Source organism: Methylobacterium sp. UNCCL125 (assembly GCF_900116795.1).
Taxonomy (GTDB): Bacteria; Pseudomonadota; Alphaproteobacteria; order Rhizobiales; family Beijerinckiaceae; genus Methylobacterium; species Methylobacterium fujisawaense.
This window is the reverse complement of the sequence record NZ_FPBW01000016.1, coordinates 1-21,379: the sequence shown is the minus strand read 5'-3', so window position 1 is coordinate 21,379 and position 21,379 is coordinate 1. Positions and strand designations below refer to the sequence as shown.

General features: G+C 68.6%; 20 protein-coding genes and 2 pseudogenes. 7 read left to right on the top strand and 15 right to left on the bottom strand.

From position 1 onward, the window contains the following. Positions 1-2: 2 nt before the first annotated feature. From BM396_RS17195 to BM396_RS32825, 4 genes are read right to left on the bottom strand one after another with little or no spacing between them, the layout of a single operon-like run. Positions 3-2,837: an AAA family ATPase gene (locus tag BM396_RS17195; protein ID WP_043381476.1), complete on the bottom strand. Its 2,835-nt coding sequence runs from the start codon at positions 2,835-2,837 to the stop codon at positions 3-5. Next, the gene (locus tag BM396_RS32830) at positions 2,834-3,373 is read right to left on the bottom strand and encodes a hypothetical protein (RefSeq protein WP_043381478.1); all 540 of its coding nucleotides are present in this window, start codon (positions 3,371-3,373) and stop codon (positions 2,834-2,836) included. The genes BM396_RS17195 and BM396_RS32830 overlap by 4 nt, the downstream gene beginning before the upstream one ends. Continuing rightward, positions 3,373-3,942 carry an ABC-three component system protein gene (locus tag BM396_RS17190; protein ID WP_348273020.1) on the bottom strand — a complete coding sequence of 190 codons (570 nt, stop codon included), beginning with the start codon at positions 3,940-3,942 and terminating at the stop codon, positions 3,373-3,375. Before BM396_RS17190 ends, BM396_RS32830 begins: the two co-directional genes overlap by 1 nt. Then, the gene (locus tag BM396_RS32825; RefSeq protein ID WP_043381483.1) at positions 3,845-5,164 is read right to left on the bottom strand and encodes a hypothetical protein; all 1,320 of its coding nucleotides are present in this window, start codon (positions 5,162-5,164) and stop codon (positions 3,845-3,847) included. The genes BM396_RS17190 and BM396_RS32825 overlap by 98 nt, the downstream gene beginning before the upstream one ends. Before the next feature lie 692 nt (positions 5,165-5,856). Between BM396_RS32825 and BM396_RS17175 the strand changes: the two genes are divergently transcribed. Both BM396_RS17175 and BM396_RS32235 read left to right on the top strand, forming a co-directional pair. After that, positions 5,857-6,261, top strand: a complete 405-nt coding sequence (locus tag BM396_RS17175) for a hypothetical protein (RefSeq protein WP_043381485.1) — start codon at positions 5,857-5,859, stop codon at positions 6,259-6,261. Positions 6,262-6,896: 635 nt separating this feature from the next. Then, positions 6,897-7,355 (top strand): hypothetical protein, encoded by a 459-nt coding sequence (locus BM396_RS32235; protein WP_139239508.1) that lies wholly within the window; start codon positions 6,897-6,899, stop codon positions 7,353-7,355. A gap of 559 nt (positions 7,356-7,914) precedes the next feature. On the opposite strand, the gene BM396_RS17170 is transcribed toward BM396_RS32235, so the two are convergent. Next, complete coding sequence (locus BM396_RS17170) at positions 7,915-8,217, bottom strand: LexA family protein (RefSeq protein WP_081948636.1); 303 nt, start codon at positions 8,215-8,217, stop codon at positions 7,915-7,917. A 77-nt stretch (positions 8,218-8,294) separates the two neighbouring features. Here BM396_RS17170 and BM396_RS17165 point away from each other — a divergent pair, with 77 nt between their 5' ends. Further along, positions 8,295-9,371, top strand: a complete 1,077-nt coding sequence (locus tag BM396_RS17165; protein ID WP_244538903.1) for an IS630 family transposase — start codon at positions 8,295-8,297, stop codon at positions 9,369-9,371. A 427-nt stretch (positions 9,372-9,798) separates the two neighbouring features. Here the strand turns inward: BM396_RS17165 and BM396_RS17160 are convergent. The 3 genes and pseudogenes from BM396_RS17160 to BM396_RS33355 form a co-directional block, all read right to left on the bottom strand. Further along, a pseudogene (locus BM396_RS17160) lies at positions 9,799-10,320 on the bottom strand (terminase family protein); the annotation flags it as partial. Beyond that, complete coding sequence (locus BM396_RS17155; protein WP_043381487.1) at positions 10,286-10,924, bottom strand: helix-turn-helix domain-containing protein; 639 nt, start codon at positions 10,922-10,924, stop codon at positions 10,286-10,288. The gene BM396_RS17155 and the pseudogene BM396_RS17160, both read right to left, overlap by 35 nt. Before the next feature lie 121 nt (positions 10,925-11,045). Then, on the bottom strand, positions 11,046-11,429 hold the full coding sequence (locus BM396_RS33355) for a DUF3761 domain-containing protein (RefSeq protein WP_244538894.1): 384 nt from the start codon (positions 11,427-11,429) through the stop codon (positions 11,046-11,048). Between the two features lie 345 nt (positions 11,430-11,774). Between BM396_RS33355 and BM396_RS17145 the strand changes: the two genes are divergently transcribed. Then, complete coding sequence (locus BM396_RS17145; protein ID WP_170861828.1) at positions 11,775-12,866, top strand: sensor histidine kinase; 1,092 nt, start codon at positions 11,775-11,777, stop codon at positions 12,864-12,866. 80 nt (positions 12,867-12,946) lie between these two features. Next, a complete protein-coding gene (locus BM396_RS17140) occupies positions 12,947-13,375 on the top strand; it encodes a SufE family protein (protein WP_043355266.1) in 429 nt (142 codons plus the stop codon). A 6-nt stretch (positions 13,376-13,381) separates the two neighbouring features. Here BM396_RS17140 and BM396_RS17135 read toward each other — a convergent pair whose 3' ends face one another. The 3 genes from BM396_RS17135 to BM396_RS17125 form a co-directional block, all read right to left on the bottom strand. Then, entirely contained in the window at positions 13,382-14,233 is an 852-nt protein-coding gene (locus tag BM396_RS17135; protein WP_170867483.1) for a DUF6456 domain-containing protein, read from the bottom strand. Positions 14,234-14,326: 93 nt separating this feature from the next. Then, on the bottom strand, positions 14,327-14,563 hold the full coding sequence (locus BM396_RS17130; protein WP_051976022.1) for a hypothetical protein: 237 nt from the start codon (positions 14,561-14,563) through the stop codon (positions 14,327-14,329). A 162-nt stretch (positions 14,564-14,725) separates the two neighbouring features. Then, positions 14,726-16,234 carry a PAS domain-containing protein gene (locus BM396_RS17125; RefSeq protein ID WP_280142400.1) on the bottom strand — a complete coding sequence of 503 codons (1,509 nt, stop codon included), beginning with the start codon at positions 16,232-16,234 and terminating at the stop codon, positions 14,726-14,728. A 503-nt stretch (positions 16,235-16,737) separates the two neighbouring features. Here BM396_RS17125 and BM396_RS32820 point away from each other — a divergent pair. After that, a complete protein-coding gene (locus BM396_RS32820) occupies positions 16,738-16,908 on the top strand; it encodes a hypothetical protein (protein WP_170867482.1) in 171 nt (56 codons plus the stop codon). A 286-nt stretch (positions 16,909-17,194) separates the two neighbouring features. Here BM396_RS32820 and BM396_RS17120 read toward each other — a convergent pair whose 3' ends face one another. The 3 genes and pseudogenes from BM396_RS17120 to BM396_RS17115 form a co-directional block, all read right to left on the bottom strand. Further along, the gene (locus tag BM396_RS17120; protein ID WP_043381491.1) at positions 17,195-17,578 is read right to left on the bottom strand and encodes a nuclear transport factor 2 family protein; all 384 of its coding nucleotides are present in this window, start codon (positions 17,576-17,578) and stop codon (positions 17,195-17,197) included. 328 nt (positions 17,579-17,906) lie between these two features. Continuing rightward, positions 17,907-18,065, bottom strand: a pseudogene (locus BM396_RS32815) (sodium-independent anion transporter); the annotation flags it as partial. A 186-nt stretch (positions 18,066-18,251) separates the two neighbouring features. Further along, positions 18,252-19,943, bottom strand: a complete 1,692-nt coding sequence (locus tag BM396_RS17115; protein ID WP_043381493.1) for a methyl-accepting chemotaxis protein — start codon at positions 19,941-19,943, stop codon at positions 18,252-18,254. A gap of 767 nt (positions 19,944-20,710) precedes the next feature. On the opposite strand from BM396_RS17115, the gene BM396_RS17110 reads away from it, so the two are divergent. Beyond that, complete coding sequence (locus BM396_RS17110; protein WP_051976024.1) at positions 20,711-21,064, top strand: putative quinol monooxygenase; 354 nt, start codon at positions 20,711-20,713, stop codon at positions 21,062-21,064. Between the two features lie 150 nt (positions 21,065-21,214). Here the strand turns inward: BM396_RS17110 and BM396_RS17105 are convergent. Next, positions 21,215-21,379: transposase (locus tag BM396_RS17105; protein ID WP_043381496.1), on the bottom strand; the 165-nt coding region annotated here is incomplete at its 5' end.

The following is a 21,379-nucleotide window of genomic DNA, read 5'->3' as shown; positions in this document are numbered from 1 at the left end:
GCTCAGGTTTCCCTTGTGCGGGCGATGCCGCCCGCCGAGGCCGAACGGCCCGGGAACGTCACCGCGGCAGCCACCCCGTTCCGGCCGTTACCGTGCATCTCGACGACCTGCATCGGCGGGGGATCCCGGTCACGCGCGACGCGCGCGAACTTCTCCGTGAGGTGACGCGCGAGCAGGCGGCTCGACGTGGTGACGACGAGCCGAAGGCGGCCGTTGCCGGATAGGGTGACCGCGCGCAGGACGTCCAGCAGCCCGACGCGGTTCAGGTCGTCCATGTGCGTGACGGGCTCGTCGAGGAAGAAGGTTCCTCCGAGGCTCCGGGCCCGGGCGATGAAGAGCGACAACGCCAGGTCCTGACGCTGGCCCTGGCTGAAATCGCGCGTCGGGTCGAGGGTCGCTTCCCCCGCACCGGCGCACCACCTCAGGAAATCGGCCCCCTCTCCGAACTCGATGCAGTCGATCAGCCGGTTCGCGTGCATGCGCGCGAACAACGGGTTCACGACTGCCGAAAGCTGGACGACGCGCTGGCGCGCCGCCTCCGCGGCGTGGCGCTCAAACGCGTCGGCGCCGCGCGCGGCGGCGGCCCGGCCGCCCCGGATCAGTTCGAGGCGATTCCGCTCGCGCGTCAACCTGGCCCCGAGCTGACCTACGCGCTCGCGGTCGGCTTCGGTCGCGCGGGCGGCCTTCGCCGCGCCGAGATGGGCCTCGGCCCGCGTCAGGACCGCGTCGACATGCCTGATGACCTCGCGTGCCTCGTCCCGGGCCCGCACGCTCAACCGCGCATCGCCCGCGACGACGGCCCACGCTCGCGCGAGGCCGTCCTGGAGCGCTCGAAGGTGGGTAAGCCGCCCGCGCAACGCCTCGAGCTCGCCCCGCGCGGCCTCGGCCCGGGCCTGCGCCGCCCGGGACGCCTCCGCGGCCGCCATAGCCGCCGCCTGCGCGCCCTGCCTCTCCTGCGAGACGGACGCGAGCTCCGCTTCCATGGCGGCCGAGAAGCGGGCCGCCGCCGCCCGGAGCGGGGTATCGTCCGGGAGCACCGAGCGGAAGCGGGGCGTGCGCGCGCCTAGTTCGTCCTCAAGTGCCTGGAGAGCCTCCACGGCATCGACGCGCCGGCGGAGGCGGGACAGGGCCCCCGACAGGTCCGTGACCGTCGCGGCGGGGCCGACGTGCCGGACCCGACGGGCGAATTCGGCCTGGACTTGCGCGTCCTGCGCTAGCGAGCGGCGCAGCGCATCGACCTCGCCCCTCAACCGTGTCGCCTCGGCGACCGCGGCCCCGGCTTGCCGTACGCGGCGCTCGCCGTTGGCGACCTCTCGCTCCAGGCCCGCCACGAGCGATGGGCCACCGCCGAGCATCGCCTCGACCGAGGCCCGCAGCCGTTCGTGCGTGCGCCAATCGTGGCCGCAGACCGGGCAATCGGCATCCGCGTGACGATGGCCGAGGAACGCCAGAGCCTCCGCACGCAGCCGTTGCAGCGGCTGGCCGATCTCGGCCAGCCTGCGCCGGGCCGCCTCCAGGCCGCCGGACGCCGCCGCGAGTTCCCCGTCCCGCCGCCGTACTTCTTCCTCGTCCGGCAGCGAGGCGAGGAGCCGGGATAACCTGTCATCCGCGGCGGCGACGCGTCGATCGAGTTCCGGCATCCCGACGGCGAGCCGCGCGAGCGCGGCCAGCTCGGCGGCACGCTCCTGCCGCAAGGCGGCGGACATCCTGGCCTCGGGAAGGCGCCGGAGGGTGGCGAGGGTGGCATCGGGGGCAAGGCCCGCGGCCGCGCCGGCGGATGCCATCTCCGGCAGCCGTGGGGCAACGGCGCCGCGGAAGCCGACCGACTCCGCACGGCGCCGGTCCACCCCATGAAATGCCTCGCTCGCGGCTCGCGCCCGGGCAGCGAGTTCCGACGCGCGTATCCTGGCCATACCGAGCGCCGCCGACACGCGGCCCTCCTCCGCCAGGCCGTCCGCGAGTTCCCGGCCGGTTGTCCGTCGCGATGCCCAGCCCTCGTCCACCGCCGCCATGGCCGACATCGATGCGGCATGGGCTTGCCGCCGCCGCCCGATCTCGGCGGCCAGCGCCTCCACCCGCCGCGGGCCGGGCGATCCGGCATCCATGCCGAGGAGCCGTTCGCCCAAGTGGGCTTCCTCGTCGCTGGGCCGCGGACCAGAGCGCCGGAGCGCCCTCGTAGCCCCGGCGAGTTCCTTCCTCGCCTCCGCCACGGCCTGGGACAGCGCGTTCTCGTCCGGGAGCAAGGCGTCCGCGTAACGCCTCAGCCGGCCGGCGGAGTCGTGCTCCTCCCGGATGTCGAGCAAGTCGGCGAAGATTTCTTTCCGGCGACCGAGGGTCTCGGGGTCGGTGTCGAGCAGCGTGGCGAGTTCCTCGGCGGTGAGGATGTGGGTCGCACGGAGGAACTGCTGCCGCCTCCGGATCGCCGTCACGTGATGGGGCTCCCATCCGGCGTCCTGCCGGGCCGGCGCGGTGAGCGTGGCGAGCAGGGCGCCGGGTTGCACCGGGCGCGCCTGGGCCCGCGTCGCGCCGAGGCGCGCGCCGCTCCTGTCCCTCCGCAGGTACAGGGGGCGTCCATCCAGCTCCATCTCCGCCTCGACGGTGGGCTCGGCCCCCGGCGCGAACTTCGACACCAGGAGGGCGGAATCGAAGGCGTTCCCTGTGCAGAGACGGTGGACCTGCCCGGTCAGGAGCCATTCCGTCGCGTCGCACAAGGTGGTCTTGCCGGTCCCATTGGCGGCGTAGATCACCGTCAAGGCCGGTCGCAGGTCGAGCTCGACCGAGCCGGTGATGCCGCGGAACGCGTCGACGCGGAGGCGATTGATCCGCAACCCACTCACGGCTCGACCTTGCTCCTGTCTTCCGCGACGACTGCGCCGTGCCCGTGCTCGGCGATGCGCTGCCACAGGGCTTCCGCCTCCGCGTCGAGAGCGGGTCGCGCCTGCCTGCGCACGCGGGCGGCCTCCCGGGGCAGGCCGAGCACGCCGACCGCGGCCAACCCACGCCAGCCCATCTCGCAGTCGTCGGGCCAGATCACGTGCTTCCGGCAGACCTGCGTGGACAGTTCGAGGGCCCGGACGAGCTCCCGCTCGGGGGCCGAGGCCTGCGCCAACACGAGGTAGCCGTCGATCGGGGCCTGTCCACCCTCGTCCGCCTTCAGCACGTCGTCGAGCCAGGCCTGGCCGGTCCTCGCGGCCTCGGCGAGCCCGGACTCGGCGACCGGCCAGAACAGGAGCCCGGCGTAGGTGCCGGCCCAGAACGCGGTCCCCTCGGGAGGATCGACCGCCCCGGTGCGACCGGCGGGAAGCCGTTCGACCCGGGAAAGGCCGACCTGGTCGCAGAGCGCGTCGAGGGTCGCATAGGGCCAGACGGGCATCACGCGGCCTCCCGGTCCGCCGCAGCCAAGAGATCGAGCAGCGCGGCGACGGCATCCGCGGCGGCCACAGACCCGTTCATGTAGATGTCCGTGACGCGCTGGAGCCCGATGCAGGTCACGGCCCGCTGCGTTCGCGGCAAGGAGATGTCGCCGGGCTCGGCCGGCGGTTCGGTCAGGTCCGAGCGCCTGTCGCCTGTTACCGGGCCCTCCGGCAGGCTCTGGCGCCGGCCCGTGCCCACCACGATGAGATGCGAGTGCGGGTTCGGCGTCCTGGCCCATGCCTCGAGGAGCCGCAGCATCTCCTGTCCGCCGCGCACGGGGTCGCGCCAAACGAGGACGTGCGCGCCCGACCCAACGAGCCGGAGCTGGCCGTGACGATCCTCGGCGCCGTGCCAGTCGATGCCCGCGACGCCCGCCAACGCGGCCAGGCCGTGCAGGGCCTCGCCGACGATCTCCAAGTGCGGTTCGAGGTTATCCGGGTCGATCCGCGTCCCGGCGGTGCCAGCCAGCAGCGAGGAGAGAAGGTTTCCCGCGAGCGGATGCGCCGTGCCGGCGAGGTGGCGCCTCACGGCTTCGAGCCCCTCGGCCAGCCTTGGCGTTCCAGCTCGGTTCAACCGGCAGGCGGCGCGTTAGGCGGTCCAACTCGTGCGCCTCCGCGGTCTCGTCGACGTCCCGCCTCGTCCCGAGCCCCACCCCGGTCAGCGGCAGCGTGTACTCGATCCTCCACAGGTCCAAGGCGGTGGCGGGGCCCGGCTCATGGAAGCTGAGCGGCCCGGCGGCGACGCGGGGCCCGCTGCCTCGGATGAGGACGCCCTCCGCGGTCCCCGGCACCGAGATGGGGCGCCCGCCCCCCGAGCCCCGCAAGCCGCGCGGGAAGGTGGCGAACGGGCCGAATGCGCCGCTGAGGGACCGCCAGCGGTCTATCTCCTCCTGGGAATGGCACGGGCAGCATGCCTGGTTACAGGTCACGAAGGTGACGCGGCGCGTCGCGGAGATCTCGTTGACGAACCGGTCTATCGCCCTGCGCCAGTTCTTGTTCGCCGGCGCGTCCTGCAGCAGGCTGGCGGTGACCAGGACGGGATGGGCGTCACGCACGTCGGCTTCGAGCGCGGCCCTGATGCGCTCCCTGGTCGTCGGGGCGCCCGGGGCCTCCGCCTGCACGACCTCCGCGCATATCAGCGGGAAAAGGTCCAGGTCGGCAAGGCGCAGCCGCAGCAGCGACATACCGCGCCGCATGCGCACCATCTGCCTTTCGTGGGCCTGTTCCAGGAAGGTTTTCAGGAAGACGATGCAGGCCGTCCCCTCGCCGGGACGGTGGACCCAGCACCATCCGGCCCCGTACCTGTTGTCGTCGCCCAGGGGTCCGACGCCCTCGCGGTCCCAGGCGGCATGGCGCCCCTCCCCTCCGTCGAGCCAGGCCTCGATGCCTCCCCCGCTCGCGACTCCGAAACCGGCCACGAGGATCAGGGTGCGAGGGCAGGACCGGACCGCCGCGTCGACGGCCTCCCAGTCCTGCGAGCCGAGCGCGTACTCGGGGGCGACGACAAGTGTCGGTGAGCGGCCGGGCAAGAGATGGTCCAGGGCGGTGCCGTGCCCAGCCGGAAGCCGCGCGAACAATTGCGTGAGCGCCGCCACGACAGACGGTCGTGGGCCGTCCCGCTCGATGACGCCTATCTCCACCGGATGGGCTTGGACCAAGCAGAGCTGCACCTCGCGTCGCTCCAGCAGACCGAAACCGATGTCGAACGTCGCGATGCCGCCTTCATGGCTGACTCTGATCGGAAGCGGCATGCGTGCGATGGCTGGAGTCCGTTGGGCGGAAGGCGGGGCAGCCTTTCGCAGGCCCCACCCACGGCGGCCGGCGACCGTACAGCACCTCGCAATGCCGGTGGATAGCGTGGACGCGCTATCCACCGGCATGATCGCCGACGCTCGCACGCGCGGTGCGCCCCCCCCTTGACCCACAGGATGCGCAGGACGCTTGTCACCGTGCGCCGCCCTGGCGTCAGGATCGCGCCGACCAGCAGGCTTTGAGCGTGTCGCCACGAGCGGTGCACGACCAGCGGCCCGAAGTCCAGGATGATCCCGGCGAAGTTGGTGGGCGGCGGCATGGTGGGGTCCCTTGGCGGCGACGCCGCCAGCCTATCCGTCACGCCCGCCTCGTCACCTCACACCCGCGACGACCCGTCCGATTGGCCAAAGTCGAGCTTAGACATCCCTTCTTGCGGGCGGGGATGGCGCGGCAGCCCGAGATCCAACTCGCATCCGGTTTGCCCACCCCGCCGTCGGCCAGGTGGCAAGCCGACGAATCCGCTACCCTGTCTCCGGTTGCCCGGCGAAGAGGGATTGGCGGCATGCCCACGCGGATCTTGGCTGACGATGTCGCCCCTGTATGCGATCCCGAAGTGTCACCTCCGCCACCGACCGCACCGGGAACCCGGGCCGGGAGCCTTCACGAGAGCGGGGCAACGCCCGTCATCAGCATGGAGATCACGGTCCTGGGTGACAGAGAGGACGTGTTCGCCCACCGTGACTCCGATGCGCTCGCGATCGCCCGGATGCTGATGGTGACGGTGCTCACCCGGTTCAACCTGGTGTGGCGCGTGCGGCGCGGGGATTGTCCGCGAGGGCGTAGGTTAGCCCCTCCCTGGCTCAGGGCATGGGACGATCCCGGCGATCGAGATTGGAGGACGGCCAGACAGCGGCCCGTTCGCTTCGAGGGTCCCCTGGCTCAAATCGACGACGTCAGCGCGGCGATCATTGCCCTTTGCGTCTACAAGCCGAGCGCCGAAGAATTGTCCGCCATTAAGGAACTCTGGCCAAAATACAAATTCTCAAGCGTCATCCGCGCCAAACGCGAGGTCGTCGCCCGTGTCGACGGACGATAGGGATACCGTCCGCAGGACCGGTGCACAGCCGTTTCGGAAAGCGATTGATAGGTTTTGCGAAGCGATATCGGACGTTCGGGATTCGATGATGTCCGGAGCGCCGCATGCACGCTTACAACGAAGAATGCCTGAAGCTGTTAGCAAAATATTTCGTGAACATCGACACCATTATATCGAAAAAACTCCTGCGCCGAGTACCTTCATACGAGATTACGTTGACCGATGAGTTGCTGGCTAATCTCGACGAGGAGTCTATCATCCGCGAGAATCCTAGCTTTCTGATATGGCTTCGAGCTGAAATCGAAAGACTGAACAACACATATATCGACGAAATACATTCAAAATCTCCAGATCTCGACCTGAAAATCGAGACTTACGATCATAGTAGAGGGTTTGAATACACCCTATCGAACGTCGACATTGGCCTACATATTGAATTTGGCCGGCCAGATCAGATTAATTACCGAAACGAAATCTACCTTCTTCAGGCCAAAAGGCTCAGACCTGAGATAATCGAAGGAAATCCAACATACAGCGCGCGATCGGCATTCAGTTCATTTCGACGCCATCAACATGAGGCAATGAGATCCTTCGAACACCGTCTAGATCTAGATGTATTTAGATACATGTAATACATGCCCCGACGCGATTTTGTCAATCCGAGTTTTGTCGTCGAGGGACGAAAGTCGTCTTGGTCAGAGCAGCTCGACTCATGCGGCATCTGGATCGGTCGAGTTGATGACAAAATGCAAGTTTGCCCGGCTCAAATCTACGGCGCTCACAAGATAGATGCGGCGCCGCTGGTGGCCGTCCTTCTCGGACACGTCGCGCAGTCGATAGGGGAGATCGAATTTGCCTCACAACTCATCGGGGAGGCCGGATCACGGATAAAGGCCCAACGCTCCGCGTCCGATGCGAGAGAAATCGCGTATGCGCTCGCAACCGGGGACAGAGAAAGGATCGGGCGTTTGGAGCAGCACCTGGGCAAAATGTCAGGAGGATATGCGCCCGTGCCGAATACGGTTCTCAAATTGCACCTCCCGGCCGCGCCGGCGCCTCGACCGGCCATGCGTATGGGTTTCGGTCCTGGCTGATGGGATATCGACGCGGTGTCGAGGGAAACTGGATCGGCAGGTGCCAATCGAATCTCGCACCCTTCGCGGCCTCCCTTCATCAAGATCGTCCGTCGGCCATGCCTCTCCGGGGCCTAACCGGATCATCCAGCGTTTGGAGCAAGCGTCCGGCACAACCTGCGACGATCCAGGACGCTCACATCGCGCGATCCCGGCTGCTCTCGGCAATCAGTTGATCGATGGCGGCATCTGGCTCGCGTGAAGCGGTCATGACCCGACGCAAGACAATCCGGGGCTGCTGCGCGACGTCAGAACATTGCCGATGGACGTGAAGACGCCGAACGGCAGGCCGCCCCTGTGCTTCGCCTTTTAGACTGGTTCGGTGGCCACTGCTTTTATCTGGCGCCGACAGAGATGCAGCAGGCCGGCCCCGGAGGCGTCGAGCCGTCCCGACGCCTCCGGCATCTCCCGACGGGCCGTCCTGCAGGAAGCGATGGCTCTTGCCGACATGGGCCTTGGCATCTCGATCGTCGGGTCCGGGATGCCGAGGGACAGAGGACGTGCTTCGGCCCGGCCGGCCCTAGTGGCTCTGCACAGGGGATTTAACGGTTTGAGCCTGTGCGGCGTGGAGGGTCGGCAGTGTATCGGGGTCGACGAGGATCCTTATGGATCTCGGAGCTCCGGGTGTGCGCTCGATGAAGCCCAGCCGCTCAAGCACAAGTATCATCTGATGAACGGAGGGCGGCGTCACGCGGAAGTGACGTTGCAGGTCGGCTTCGGCAGGTGGCCGGCCTAGCACGACCGTGTAAGCATGGATGAAGGCGAGACATTGCCCCTGCTTGTCTGAAAAAGTGGGGTGGGCGTCGGCTTTGGTCCGGTTCATCTCTGCTGCCATCCAGACCGGGGGCAGAGATGAACGTAAAGTACCAGGTTGACTTGGACCAGGGTGAACGCGAGTAGCTGAGGAGCCTGTCGAGCGGCGGCAAGATTGCGGCCCGTCGGCTCAAGCGGGTGCAGATCCTATTGGCGGCCGATGCGGGGATCGACGACGACAGCATGGCGGAAAGCCTCGGGCTCAGCGGGTCGACGATCTACCGGACCAAGCGCCGCTTCGTTGAGGAAGGCCTAGAGGCGGCCCTGTCGGAACAGCCCCGGCCGGGCGGTGCCCGCAAGCTGTCGGACCGCGACGAGGTTCTTCTGGTGGCGACCGCCTGCTCGGCGCCGCCTGACGGGCGCAAACGGTGGACGCTGACCCTGTTAGCCGATGCCATGGTGAGGCTGACAGAGCACGATGATCTCTCGCGCGAGACGGTCCGGCGGCGTCTGGCCGAGAACGCTCTCAAGCCCTGGCGCCGCGACATGTGGTGCATCCCGCAGGTCGATGGAACCTACGTCGCTCGCATGGAGAATGTCCTCGATCTCTATGCCGAGGAGCCCGATCCGAAGCGGCCCGTCGTCTGCTTCGACGAGAGCCCGATGCAGCTCATCGGTGAGGCGCGCCAGCCCATCCCGGCCGCGCCGGGCCGTCCGGAGCGTTACGACTACGAGTACAGGCGCAAGGGAACGGCCAACCTGTTCGTCTTCATCGACGCCCATCGCCCGTGGCGTAAGGTAAAGGTCACTGAGCGGCGGACGGCCATCGACTTCGCCCACTGCATGCGCGATCTCGTCGACGTTCATTATCCCGAGGCCGACCGGGTCAGGGTCGTCCTGGATAACCTGTCCAGCCATTCGCCTGGCGCGCTCTACGACGCCTTCCCAGCGCCGGAGGCCCATCGCATCCTGCGGCGTCTGGAATTCCACCACACGCCCAAGCACGCGAGCTGGCTCAACATGGTTGAGATCGAGATTGGTGTCTTGCGCACCCAGTGCATCAACCGCCGCATCGCCGATCGTGACACCTTGGACCGTGAAGTTGCTGCCTGGGAGCAGCAACGCAATCGCGATGACGCGAAGATTATCTGGATGTTCACCACCGAGCGGGCCCGAGCCAAGCTCGCGAAGGCCTACCCCCACCCAACAGTCAAAGAGGCATAATCCCTGTGCCGCACCACTAGTGGAATGACTGGAACGGCGGCCGTGGCAGCATGCCATGTCCGGAGTTCGGCGCGTCGCGTCGCCGTCCACGTCCAGCCGGATGCTCGGCGGCCACCGACGTCTCGTCGCCGGACGACGCATCCGCGCCGACTCGACTTTCGATCGGTGCCGTCGTGGAACATGAGAGGAATCACCCGCCGCCTCTCGGCACGGACGGCTTCGTAGGGTCCTCGCGAGCGAGTCCGGTTGATCGGCGCATCGGTCTGGATCGGTGACTGGAAGGGCGGGTTGATATGAGTTAGCGTTAGTGCCCCGATCACCGCGTCGGGGGTAACTTATTTGATCGGAGCGGCAGGCGATGTGACCAAGTCGGCTCAGGTTGCAAAGGCCAAGGGGTAGCCTATTCCGCGGATCGGGGGACGTTAAACCCCATTCGGGGCATGTTAAATGCGCTCCTGACATCCGGCCGGCGCCATTTGGCGGCCTCGTCGCACCACGCGGCGCCGAATTGCGGACCGCGCAGGGCGTCCGGCTCCTCAGCCGAGAATGCCAGCGCGACCGCACCGTTGCTCCACTCGACGCGGCGGCGGCTCGGCGACCAGACCGGGCGGGCGCGCCCCCGCGCCGGCAGGCCGAGGAGTCCCGAGGGACCGTCGACCATCACGTCGCGCACGTCGAGATGGGTCTCGCCCACGAGCGCGATCCGTCCGACCGGGTCCTCGGTGAAGGCCGGATCGCCCCGGGCGAGGGCGTCGACCCACTCGGCCCCGGTGCGGGTCTTGCCGCTGCCGCGGCCGCCGATCACCGCCCAGGTGGTCCAGGGCTCGGGCGGCGGCAGCTGATCGGGCCGGGCCTGATGCAGCCAGTCGCCGGCCAGGGCCCGGAGCAGGTCCTGAGGCAGGGTCCCGAGGAAGTCAGGCAGCCGTCCGGCCGCCGACAAAGCCAGCATAGCGTCGCGCGATCTCCGCGCGCAGGGCGGGCAGGTCGGGTTCGCTCCCATCGCCCCCCTCCTCCCCCGCGCTCCGCGCCCTGTCCGCATCCACCGTGTCGAGGAGCCGCTTGAGCCCGCCGAGGTCGCGCAGGATCCGGGCGGAGTCGCGCGCGGCCGGCCCCACCCCGCTCAGCGTCGCGTCGAAGGCGGCGATCTGCCGGACGATGTGGGCGCGCAGATGCGTCCGCAGGGTCGCCGGATCGGTCGCCGGGTCGCCGCGCCGGATCAAAGTCGGCGGCAGATCCGCCCCGAAGGCCGAGGCCAGCATCGCGGCATCGAGCCGGCCGAGTCCCAGGATCTCGGTGACGTCGCCGGGATCGGCGCCCGGGGTGCAGAGCAGGCGGATCAGCGCCGCCCGACGCGCCGCCGGCCAGCGCGCCGTCAGGAGCCTGGGCCGATGCTTCCGCGGTCTCAGCCAGCCGGCCCGGACATTCCACGTGCGGACCGTGCTCGGATGGACACCGAGGCGGGCGCTGATCGCGTCGAACGGCAGATCGGTCTCTCGGAGAAGCTTCAGCGCCTCGGCGCGGCTATCCGCCCGGCTGGGAGGAGGTGGCCACATCGGCGTCTCTCCGCACACGTCTCGACCGTGCCGTGGTGATACACGGGCAGCGCGACGGTGTCAAGCGCAAATTCCTATTCTTGGCCCAGAATAGGATTTAAGGCAGAGCTCGCCCTGGGCTTCAGCCTTCCCACCGGGCGACGCCGCCGTGGCGGGAGCAGGTACCGCGATGGGTATGGCTAAAGCTCCACGTCCCGTCCCGGCACTTGGCGGTGGCGCCGGCCGGTTTGGCGCCGTCGAGGCTCTTGGCCGGTTGATGGACCTCGGATCCGTCCCGGCTCCGGTAATGGCCGTGCCGGTCGAGGTTCCGGTCGTCCGGTTCGGAGAAGGGCCGCGCGGTCGCACTGCCCGCCATGCCGAGGAGGAGGCAGCCACCGAGGGCGCACCAGCGGGCAGCGCCCCGGCGGAAGGCTCTGGGCCGCAGCGTGATCCGCCACCGGCTGGCGTCGCCACCGGCGCCCCTCCGGCGGAGAATGGGAACGGTCGCGATCGGGCCAGGCAGCACGGCGCCCTCAAGGTTGTGTCAAACACCATCAGACACAACCAGAGCATCGCGTCACGAACTATCTAAAGTTATCTCATCGTCACTCACAGGTTGTCGCTCCCGCATGATGGCCGGTCTGCCCGACCGGCTCGCCGGCGCGTGCGGTCCGGCCGTGCGCCCCGGTTCGGGCGCGCAGGGCGGCGGGGCGCGGAACGGGCTCGAAAGGTATCGCGGCTATCGTCGCCGAAAGTGCGCTGTTGAAGGCGGTGGAAGACCGGAACGGCCGTCCGGTCGACACGTTGACCGGCGCCATCCGCACGCAGGCATCGCCTTTTACGCAGTTCGTCAAAGTGAATCGGGTACAGAATGGTCGGTGAGCCACCAGGGTCCGGCGCGGCACAACCGCCGGATAACGGCCCCTCGGGGGATCCTGGTCGGGGTCCGGCACAGGGGACCGCGGAAGCCGCTGCCCTGAGCGACAGCTTCAAGCGATTCGCCGACGTCGTGCCCCTGATGATGTGGCGCTCGGACGAGGCCGGTCACGCGATCCACCACAACGAGTGCTGGCTGGAATTCACCGGACGCCCCCTCGAGGCGGAACTCGGGCTCGGCTGGCGCAGCGGACTGCATCCCGAGGATTTCGACCGGCATGCCCGGATCGTCGCCGAGGCCTTCGAGGCGCGGGCGCCGTTCACCGTCGAGTTCCGGCTGCGGCGGCACGACGGCGAGTACCGCTGGCTGCTCGACACGGCCCGCCCCCTCATGGAGGATGGCCGGTTCCAGGGCTATCTCGGCTCCTGCTTCGACATCACCGACCGCAAGCACGCGGAGGAGCATATCGAGCACGCGCTGGCCGAGAAGGAGGCGCTGCTGGCCGAGGTCTACCACCGGGTCCGCAACAACCTCCAAGTGATGGTCAGCCTGATCGGCCTCTACGGCCGGGCGGCGCCGGATGCCTGCCGGGGCAGCTTCGAGGCCCTGGGCCAGCGGGTCCGGGCGATCGCGCTGGTGCAGCAACATCTCCATGAGGCGCCGCACATCGCGTCGATCGACCTCAAGGACTACCTCCACCGCCTCGCCTCCGGGCTCGGGCAGCTCCGGCGGGCCGGGCGGATCAGCGTCCATGTCGGCGGCTCGGGGAACGGCCTCGTGGAGCCGCGTACCGCCAACGCCCTCGGCATGATCGTCGCCGAGATCGTCGCCGAGTGCCTGGACGCCACGGCCGAGCACGTCGCCTGCTCCATCGCCATCGACATCGAGTCCGGCCTCCCGGCGCGCCTGTCGATCGTCTCCGGGGTGAGCGAGATGGCCGATTCCGGCCGGTCGAACGTCCCGAAGCTCGGCCCCCGCCTCATCGCCGCCTACGCGGCACAGGCCGAGATCAGCGTGTCGGGCGATGCCAGCCCGGGCGATCCCCTGTGGCTGACCCTGCCGCCGACCCGCCCCGCCGCGCAATGAGCGACCGCGTCGCCGGGCCCCGTCGCCATGACGGCGCGGTCGGCCTATAGCGGCGTGGACCCTACCGGACCCGGCCGAGCATGCTTCCTCCGATCGACACCATCATCGAGAATTTCGAGATCGTCGAAGACGACGACATGCGGCTTGAGTATCTGATCGAGCTGGGCCGCGCCCTGCCGCCGATGCCCGAGTCGGAGCGGACCGAGGCGAACCGCGTCCATGGCTGCGAGAGCCAGGTCTGGATCGACACGAAGGCGGAGCCGTCCGACGGCACGCCGCGCCTCGTCCTCCACGGCTTCAGCGATTCGTTCATCGTCCGCGGCTTCGTGGCGCTGATGGTGGCGCTCTACACCGGCAAGACGCCCCGGGAGGCCGCCGAGACCGACGGCCTCGACCTGTTCCGGCAGCTCCGCTTCGGCGCCCACGTGACCTCGAAGCGCTCCAACGGCGTGCGGGCGATGGCGGAACGCATCCACCGCGACGCGGTCCGGCTCGCCGCCGGGGCCTGAGGGGCCTCACCCCCGCCAGAGGCGCAGGCGGCCCCGATCGGGCCCCGTCGCCTCCCGCTCCAGCCCGTAATGCTCGGCCAGCCGCCCCAGGGCGATGCGGGCCACGACCTTGGCCGAGCGGGCCGGCCAGCGCCGCTCGGCCTCGATCCGCTCCAGGCCCTTGAGGAAGCCGCAGAGGTCGATCAGCAGGCCCGACAGGTCGCTCCCGACCGCATCGAGGGCCCCGCGCACCCGTTGCCGGGCCGCGATCACGTGGTCGGCCGCGCTGGCCGGGTCGCGGGGACCGCCGCCATCGACCCGGGGGGCCCCGAAATCCGAGCCCATGCGCGGCAGCAACGCGGCGGCGGTCATGTCCCGCCGCAGCCGCTCGCCGGCCTCGAACGCCGCCGCGTCGATGAGCGGCGTGCCGTCCCGGTCGCGGCGGCGCACCATCCAGGCCAGGGGGTTCTCGGCAGCGTTGCGGAGGGTCGGCCCCGCACCACCCCCCTCCACGACGGCGAGGTCGTGGTGCTGGGCCGCGAAGGCCAGATCGCCCGGCATGGCCTGCCGGCGCAGGCGCGCCCGCCCGGCCTCCGTGATCGTCAGCCGCGTGCCGGCCGCGTTCCACGTCGCCAGATCGGCCGCGGCCAGAGCCCGGCCGGCCGCGGCCGCGAAGCGCCCGCCCCCCACCGAGACACCGCCGCCGCCGCGCCGGATCACCAGCGCATCCTCAACCAGGGGATCGGGCCGCGCATCGGCGCCCGCCTCGCCCAGTCGCGCCAGAAGGCGGCACGCATCCGCCGGCAGATCCCCAGGTCCGGCGCCGCGCGGCCGCGCCTGCACCGAAGCCACGCGGCGACCCTTGAAAGGTTTGTTCATGCTTTGTTCCGTATGGTTCACCGCGGACGCGCCGAAGCCGCACCATATCAGGAAAAATCAGAATTTCAAGGTTTTTTTACCTACAACTCTCAGCTATCGCGCCGCGGTCTTTCGCGCGGCACGGGTCGGTGCCCGATGGAGGATCTCGGCGATCTCGTCCTCGGACTTGTCCCGGACCTCGTAACCCATCGCCTCGAACCGCTCGATGAGCGCGGCGCTCTCGGCGGCGGAGCGGGCCGCCCAGACGGCGAGGAGGTCGTTCACCCGGTCCAGCTCCGCCTCGGGGTGATCGTCCTGCGCATCCGGCGACGGATTGGGGATCGCGACCATGGCGGCACCTCGGGATCGAACCGGCGACCGTGTTCGATGCCACGGCCCGTCATGCAACGCCCGAGGTCGGGCGTGGCTCCCGCGGTCCCGCAACCGAAAGCCGGGTCGCTCGGGCCGACGACGGTCCGCCCGGGGCAGCAACCGGATGGCCGGCGGACGGCGCTATTCGGTCTGAGCGCGGTCATCCCGGTCGGCGTTCGCCAACGGGGCGACGGCTGTGAAGACGACGCCCTCGGCGCGGTAGTCGATATCGACCCGCCCACCGATCTCCGTGGCCAAAACGCGCTTGATCAGCTGGGTTCCGAAGCTCGTCTGCCGCGGGGCAACGACCGGGGGACCTCCGCGCTCCTGCCAGCGAATATGGAGGAGCGGAGGCTCCTTCCCGCCCTGAACGCTCCACGCCACGTCGACCACACCCGCGGCGACAGACAACGCGCCGTACTTGGTCGAGTTGGTCGCCAGCTCATGGAGTGCCAGGGCGTAGGCGACGACAACCTGTGGGGGCAGGCGCAGATCCGGTCCCGAGAGCTGAAAGCGGTCGCCGTCTTCGACCCCGAAGGGAGCGAGCGAACGCATGATGAGGCCCTGCATCGAGACGCTGCCGAAATCCTCCGTGATCAGAAGGGTATTGGCGGCCGACATCGCCTGGATGCGCGCCGTCAGCGTCGCGGCGGCGTCCTGCAGCGAGTTGGCGCGCCGCATGGTCTGCGAGACGACGGCTTGCAGCGAGGCCAGCGTGTTCTGCATGCGATGGTGGAGTTCGCGGGTCAGCAGCGCGCGATGGCTCTGAACCGCCCGACGGTCCGTGATGTCCTGCGATGTTCCCGTGATCAGGATCGGCGTCCCGTCGGCCCGGTAATGCGCCTTACCCCGAATCTGGACCCATCGCTCCTGACCGGCGGGCGTCGTCAGGCGATACTCGGCGTCGAGAAGCGACCGGTTCGCGATCGCCTGCTCGATCGCGTCCTGCTGGACCGCACGATCGTCCGGGTGGATGGAGGCGCGCAGTTCTTCGAGACTCAGCGGCTCGTCGGGCTGGCGTCCGCAGATCGCCTTGCAGCTGTCGGACGCTGTCAGATGCCCCGTGTCGAGGTTGATGCTCCAGCTTCCAAGCTGCCCCGCCTCGAGGGCAAAGCGCAGGCGCTCCTCGCTCGCCTGCAACTCGACATTGCGCCGCGCGACCTCCGCCTCCAGATCAAGGCGGTCGCGCTGGAGGCGAACCAGACGTTCACGCTCCAGGGTGACATCGAACTGGGACGCAAAGAAGTAGGTGAGCTGACCGTCTTCCCCGAACACGGGAGAGACGAGGAGGCGGTTCCAGAATGTCGAGCCGTCGTTCTTATAGTTCAGGAGGTCGAGTTCGATCGGCGTCCTGCTGTCGATCGCGCTCCTCAAGCGCGCGACGTCCGCCCGGTCGGTCGCAGGTCCCTGCAGGAAGCGGCAGTTCCGCCCGATGATGGCGTCGCGTCCATAGCCCGTCAGCCGCGTGAAGGCCGCGTTGGCGAAGACGATCGGGTTGTCGTCTTGTCGCGGGTCGGTGATGAGCATCGGCATGCGCGTGGCGCGAACGGCCGACGAGAAAGGGTCTGGTCCGGCGCCCGCCCGCGTCAGCTCGCGAATGATGCGGGCTTCTTCCTCATAGTCCGGCACCTGGGCACGTCCTGAACACATCAGACCTCAAGCGCTGCCGTATAACGCGTCGGCGCCTGCGCATGAAGAGCGCCGAAGACCGTTGAAGCGCCCATCCACCTGAACCGGATTGCTCGGGACCAGGGCGAGGCGCGCTGCTCCCGGGAAGGCATGACAGCCTTCCCTAGGCCCCATGGGTGGGGAACGGAGCGACCGCTCGGGGTGGGTTTCCCCCGGTCCGCCTTCGGGCAAGAATTCAGGGCCGCGGACGTCGTCGCCGCGCCTGTTTCCGGCCCGAAGCAGAATCTCGCGATCCCCGCTCCGTGCCGTCCCGATTTGGCGGTCTGCGATGATGGAACGGGGTGAGAGAATTGTTCCGGATGGTCTCGCGGGACATCCAAATCAGACCAGTGGCCGTGGCGAGCCGCGACCATCCCCATGATGAACCGGCATCAGGCGCGGGGCCGGGATCACCGCGCGCCGGATCGAACAGCGGTCGGGTGACGTTCCTTACCGCCTACCCGGTCCAAACAGGAGGAACGCTCATGCGTATTGGCTATCTGCTGCCGCTCGTCGGCCTGCTCGCGCTCACGGCCTGCAAAGACGAGAAGAAGGCCGAGCCCCCCCCGCCTCCTCCGCCGCCTGCCAGCACCGCACCGGCAAACCCGGCGCCTCCGGCGACGACGACCAACCCGGCCCCAGCCAACAAGCCGTAGCCAACGAGCCTCAAGGGCGGCGGGCCCTGGCACGCATCCCAGCGCCACAGGACCCGCCGATCGCGACCGGGGCTGATGTCACCGCCCCGGTCGCGAGGCTCATACCCGAACCAGCCCCCTGGATCGACAGCCAGGGGGGGGGCCTGCCCGTCCGCCCCCACGCAGCCTTGTGCGGAAGCGGACGAGGCCACCCATCCGCTCACGACCCGCCGCAGCGCCCGCGCGACGCGCCCGCATGCCGGCCTCGAATCGTGCGGCACGCCGATGCGGAGGCGAGTGTCGCCGTTCAAAACATCCCGTTGGGGTTGGCTGAGGCCTCAGGCAGGATCTGCAGCACGTCCCAGTGCTCTACGATCCGGCCGTTCTCATCGAGACGGAAAAGGTCCACGGCCGCGTAATCGTGGTCGCCCGGCCAGTGCTGATGGCAATGCAGCACGACCATATCGCCCTCGGCAATTGCCCGCTTCACCGACACCCGCTTCCCCGGCCACTCACGCGCCATGCGCTCGAAATAGGCGATGAAGCCGTCTTTGCCCGTGGCCACATGCGGGTTGTGCTGGATGTAAGCGTCGCCGGCATACCGCTCGATTGCTTCACGCGGACGGCACTCATTGAACATCAGCTCGTAGAACGCGATCACGTTTGCCTTATTTCGCATGAGATCTACCATGCGGCCTTCCTCTACAACGACAAGGCCAATCCGCCGCCCCCGACAGCCAGTCGGATCGAGGGCGTCTTGATCGTGGCCGTCCGCGCCCGGTGATTGGGAGCATGTCGGCCTAGGGCAGGCAAGTGCCCGCGTCCCCTTCCAAGCCGCTCTCGCAGACAGACCGACGGATCGCCGCGCTCTGGACGCTCTGGCCATCTCCCGTAAGCCGGACAGGAATCGTGCGCCGAATGCCCCCTCGGGGCCGGGAGCGATCCGATTACCGTAAGCAGCGCGCCGGGCGAGCATCCTCACGAACCGCCAGCCCGCGCGCGGATAGCCTTCGGTCGGATCAAGGGCCGCCGACCGCGCAGGCCGCCCCGGGCTTGTCGTGCGGGCCGATCCGCTCGACCCGGCTTGCCGTCGCCGCGTTCATGCCGACCACAGGGAGCGCGATGCCGTGGCGACGGAACGTCCGCACCACCCGGTCGAGGGCGTCGAAGGCCGACATATGCCCCAGGAGAGCCGCCTGGAGGTCGCGCCTGACCGCAGGATACCGTTTGGGCGAACGATCACAGCCGCCTTACCGGCCTCCCCCTGCCGCGGGACGGTTGAGACGGCGGGGCGTGCCAGGGCGTCCGAGGTGGACCGGCATCGGCGTGGCAGACGGGCGTCGATCCCCGCGGCCCCTCCCCCACTAAGCGGCGCGGACCTCGTCCAGGAATTTGCGGACGGCTCGGCTCAGCCCATCGGACCGGACGGCGAGGGTGCGCGCGGCACCGAGAACCTGCGTCGCAGCCGATCCTGTTTCGCCGGCGCCCTCGCGCACCGATCCGATGTGATCCGTGACCTGCCGGGTCCCGTGTGCGGCCTCCTGGACGTTCCGCGCGATCTCGCGCGTGGCCGCGCCCTGTTCCTCGATCGCCGAGGCGATGTGGGTGGCGATGCCGGACATGTCGTCGATCGTGCGGCTCACGCCCTGGACCGCCTCGACCGCGCCGCGCGTGGCGGACTGGATCGCACCGATCCGGGCGCTGATCTCTTGCGTCGCCCGGGCTGTCTGCTCGGCCAGTGTCTTGACCTCCGCGGCCACCACGGCGAAGCCGCGCCCGGCCTCCCCCGCGCGGGCCGCCTCGATGGTGGCGTTGAGGGCGAGCAGATTGGTCTGGCTCGCCACGCCCGAGATCAGGCCCGCCGCAACGCCGATCCGGTCGGCACTGTCGGACAGCTCCTGAATGATGGTGCCCGTCTCCTGGGCGCGCGCGATGGCCGTGCCGGCGATCGCGACCGAATGCGTCACCTGTCCGCTGATCTCCTGGACGGAGGCCGCCATCTCGTCGGTCGCGCTCGCAACCTGCTGCACGTTGCCGGACGTTTGTTCGGCGGCAACCGCGACGCTGACCGCGAGCGTATTGGTCTGCGCCGCGATCTCCGTCATCGATGCGGCGGTCGCCTCCATCTCGGTTGCAGCCGCGGTCAGCTCGCCCGTGAGCGCACCCGCCTCCCGCTCGAAATCACGCGTGATGCGGTCGAGGAGTTCGGCCCGGCGCATCTTGGCGGCATCGGCCTCGGCCTGCAGCGCGGCCAGCCGCCGAGCCTCGATCCCGGCCTCCTTGAACACCTGCACGGCGTCGGCGATCTGGCCGATCTCGTTCGCCTCGCCCTGGTGCGGGATCGCGACGGCGAGATCCCCAGCCGCCAACTGCCGCATCGGTTCCAGCACGGCCCGGACACGGGCGGCGATGCTCCGCACGATCAGGGTTCCGAGGATGGTGGCGACCACGAGCGCCAAGGCGCCGATGGCGAGCATGAGCCGCTTGGCCTTGGACGCGGTCGCAACCCCCTGCGCCACGGCGTTCTCGCCCTTGGCATTGTTGAGGGCCACGATCTCTTCGAGAGCCTGGGAGGCCGCCTTGATGTGCGGGCGGACGCCGACGAGGCTCTCGCGCAGCGCCAAGTCCTTATGCCCGATCCGCGAGTATTCCAGCACGGCGGGGATCGCCGCGAGATAGCTCTGCCATTCACGGCGGAACCCGTCGAAGAGTTCACGCTCGCGCGCGTCGCCGATCAGCGGCGCGAAGTTGCGCATCGCCGCGGCCGTGGCCTCTGTCTTCTTTGACAGGGCGGCCTCCTCGGCCTGCATGCGGGCAGCGTCGGTGTAGAGGATGTGGTTGACGACGCTGACGCGCACATCGATGACGTCGCCGCGCAGTTCGCCGGCATATCGGACGCTCGGCAACGTGTTGGTGCCGAGGTGGGCTTGGTCATCGGCGAGGGTGCCGACCGCGTGGAGACCCAGGCCGTCGACGAGAAGCAGACAGCCGATGAGCAGGCCCAGGACGCCGACAAGGCGGTGCTTGATCGAAAGTCTGGAGAACCAAATTCTCATGGCCCGAGCGCAGCCCCGACATCTACACCGATGAAAATAGCGATCGATCTTAAATTTTCCCTTAAAATATCAAAATGCGAATGAAAATATCAAATATCAATACTAAATTCTACGACACGATAATCGCGTGTCATCTTCCTGATCGGGACCGAAATTTGGCGTAATCGAGGCCTTATCATGCGGTCGAAAGTGCCGGAGGCAGGAAGTCCGCGCCGGATGGATTTCCATCGTCCGCATCTAGCCGAACACGATCCGAAGGTATCAGTCGGCTCTGAGCCGGCCCGACATCCCTTCCCGAGCCGTCCGTGAGGTCCTGGCTCGGTTCGGGGCGCTCCGCCTGCCCCGTCGGACGGGACGCAGGCCCACACGACAGCCACCCGTCTCGGCTGGTCGGCCGGCAGGCCTCGGTTCGACAACCGCCCCACCCATGCCGGCGTCGCGACGGCCAGCCCGCCACCCCGAGCCGGCTGTCGCGATGCCCGACGCGGGTGGCGCCTGCGGGACCGGCGCAGGAATCCGCATGGTCGCACCCGCCCGACAGCGGCGTAGCACGTTCTTTTGCCCCCGTGGCCGTTTGAAGAGCAGTCTTTTATCCCACCCGCTGACATGCAAAATTTAACTCTTAATGACGCGGCCCGTATTGCAATACTTTCCCTAATGTAAGAAGCGGAAGGCCGATCAAATCGGACTTACTGCGAAACGATCTCACTCAGAGACCAGTCGATTGTGATCGCACACGCACGATAGCCTTGCCGGAGGGCCACGCCATGACCCGTCAACCCGCGTCTCCCTCCGACAGAGCCTCGGCTGCCGGAGCGCATCGTGGGCCGACCCACGGTCTCGTCGTAACCCTGGAGGCGAAGAACGGGCAGCAGGAGCAGGTCGCGCAGACGCTCCACGCCGCCTTCACGACCGCCATCCGCGAGGGCGGCACCGCGACGTGGTACGCCTACCGCATCTCGGAGACGCGCTTCGGCATCTTCGACACGTTCTTCGACGAGGACGCGCGCAAGTCCCATCTGGATGGGGAGGTCGGCCGCTTGCTGAGCCGCATCGGCGAGGAAATCCTCGTCGGCCCGCCAGACTTTCGGGCCATCTCGATCCTCGCGTCCAAGATCTAGCCCGTCTTATTCATCGGGCTTTGTCGGCGGTGGTTTTTAGGCTGATGGCGAGCGGGATCGCGCGTCTGTTCTGACGCGTGTGGATCCGGAATGTTTTGTCAGCGCTGGAGGGATGTGGACGGGTTCGTCGGGGCGTCGCTGCCCCGTCGTTCAGGCTGGCGCCGGGGCGAGCGCGGTCGCGAGGTGGCGCAGAAGGTCAGCATCAGGGCAGGCGGCGGCGAAGGCGAGGCGAACCCGGCTGGCGGTCTCGCGGATGCGAGCTCCGAGCTTCAGGAGGCGCAGCCGGAGGGTGGCGAACTCGGCCGTGGCGAGGCG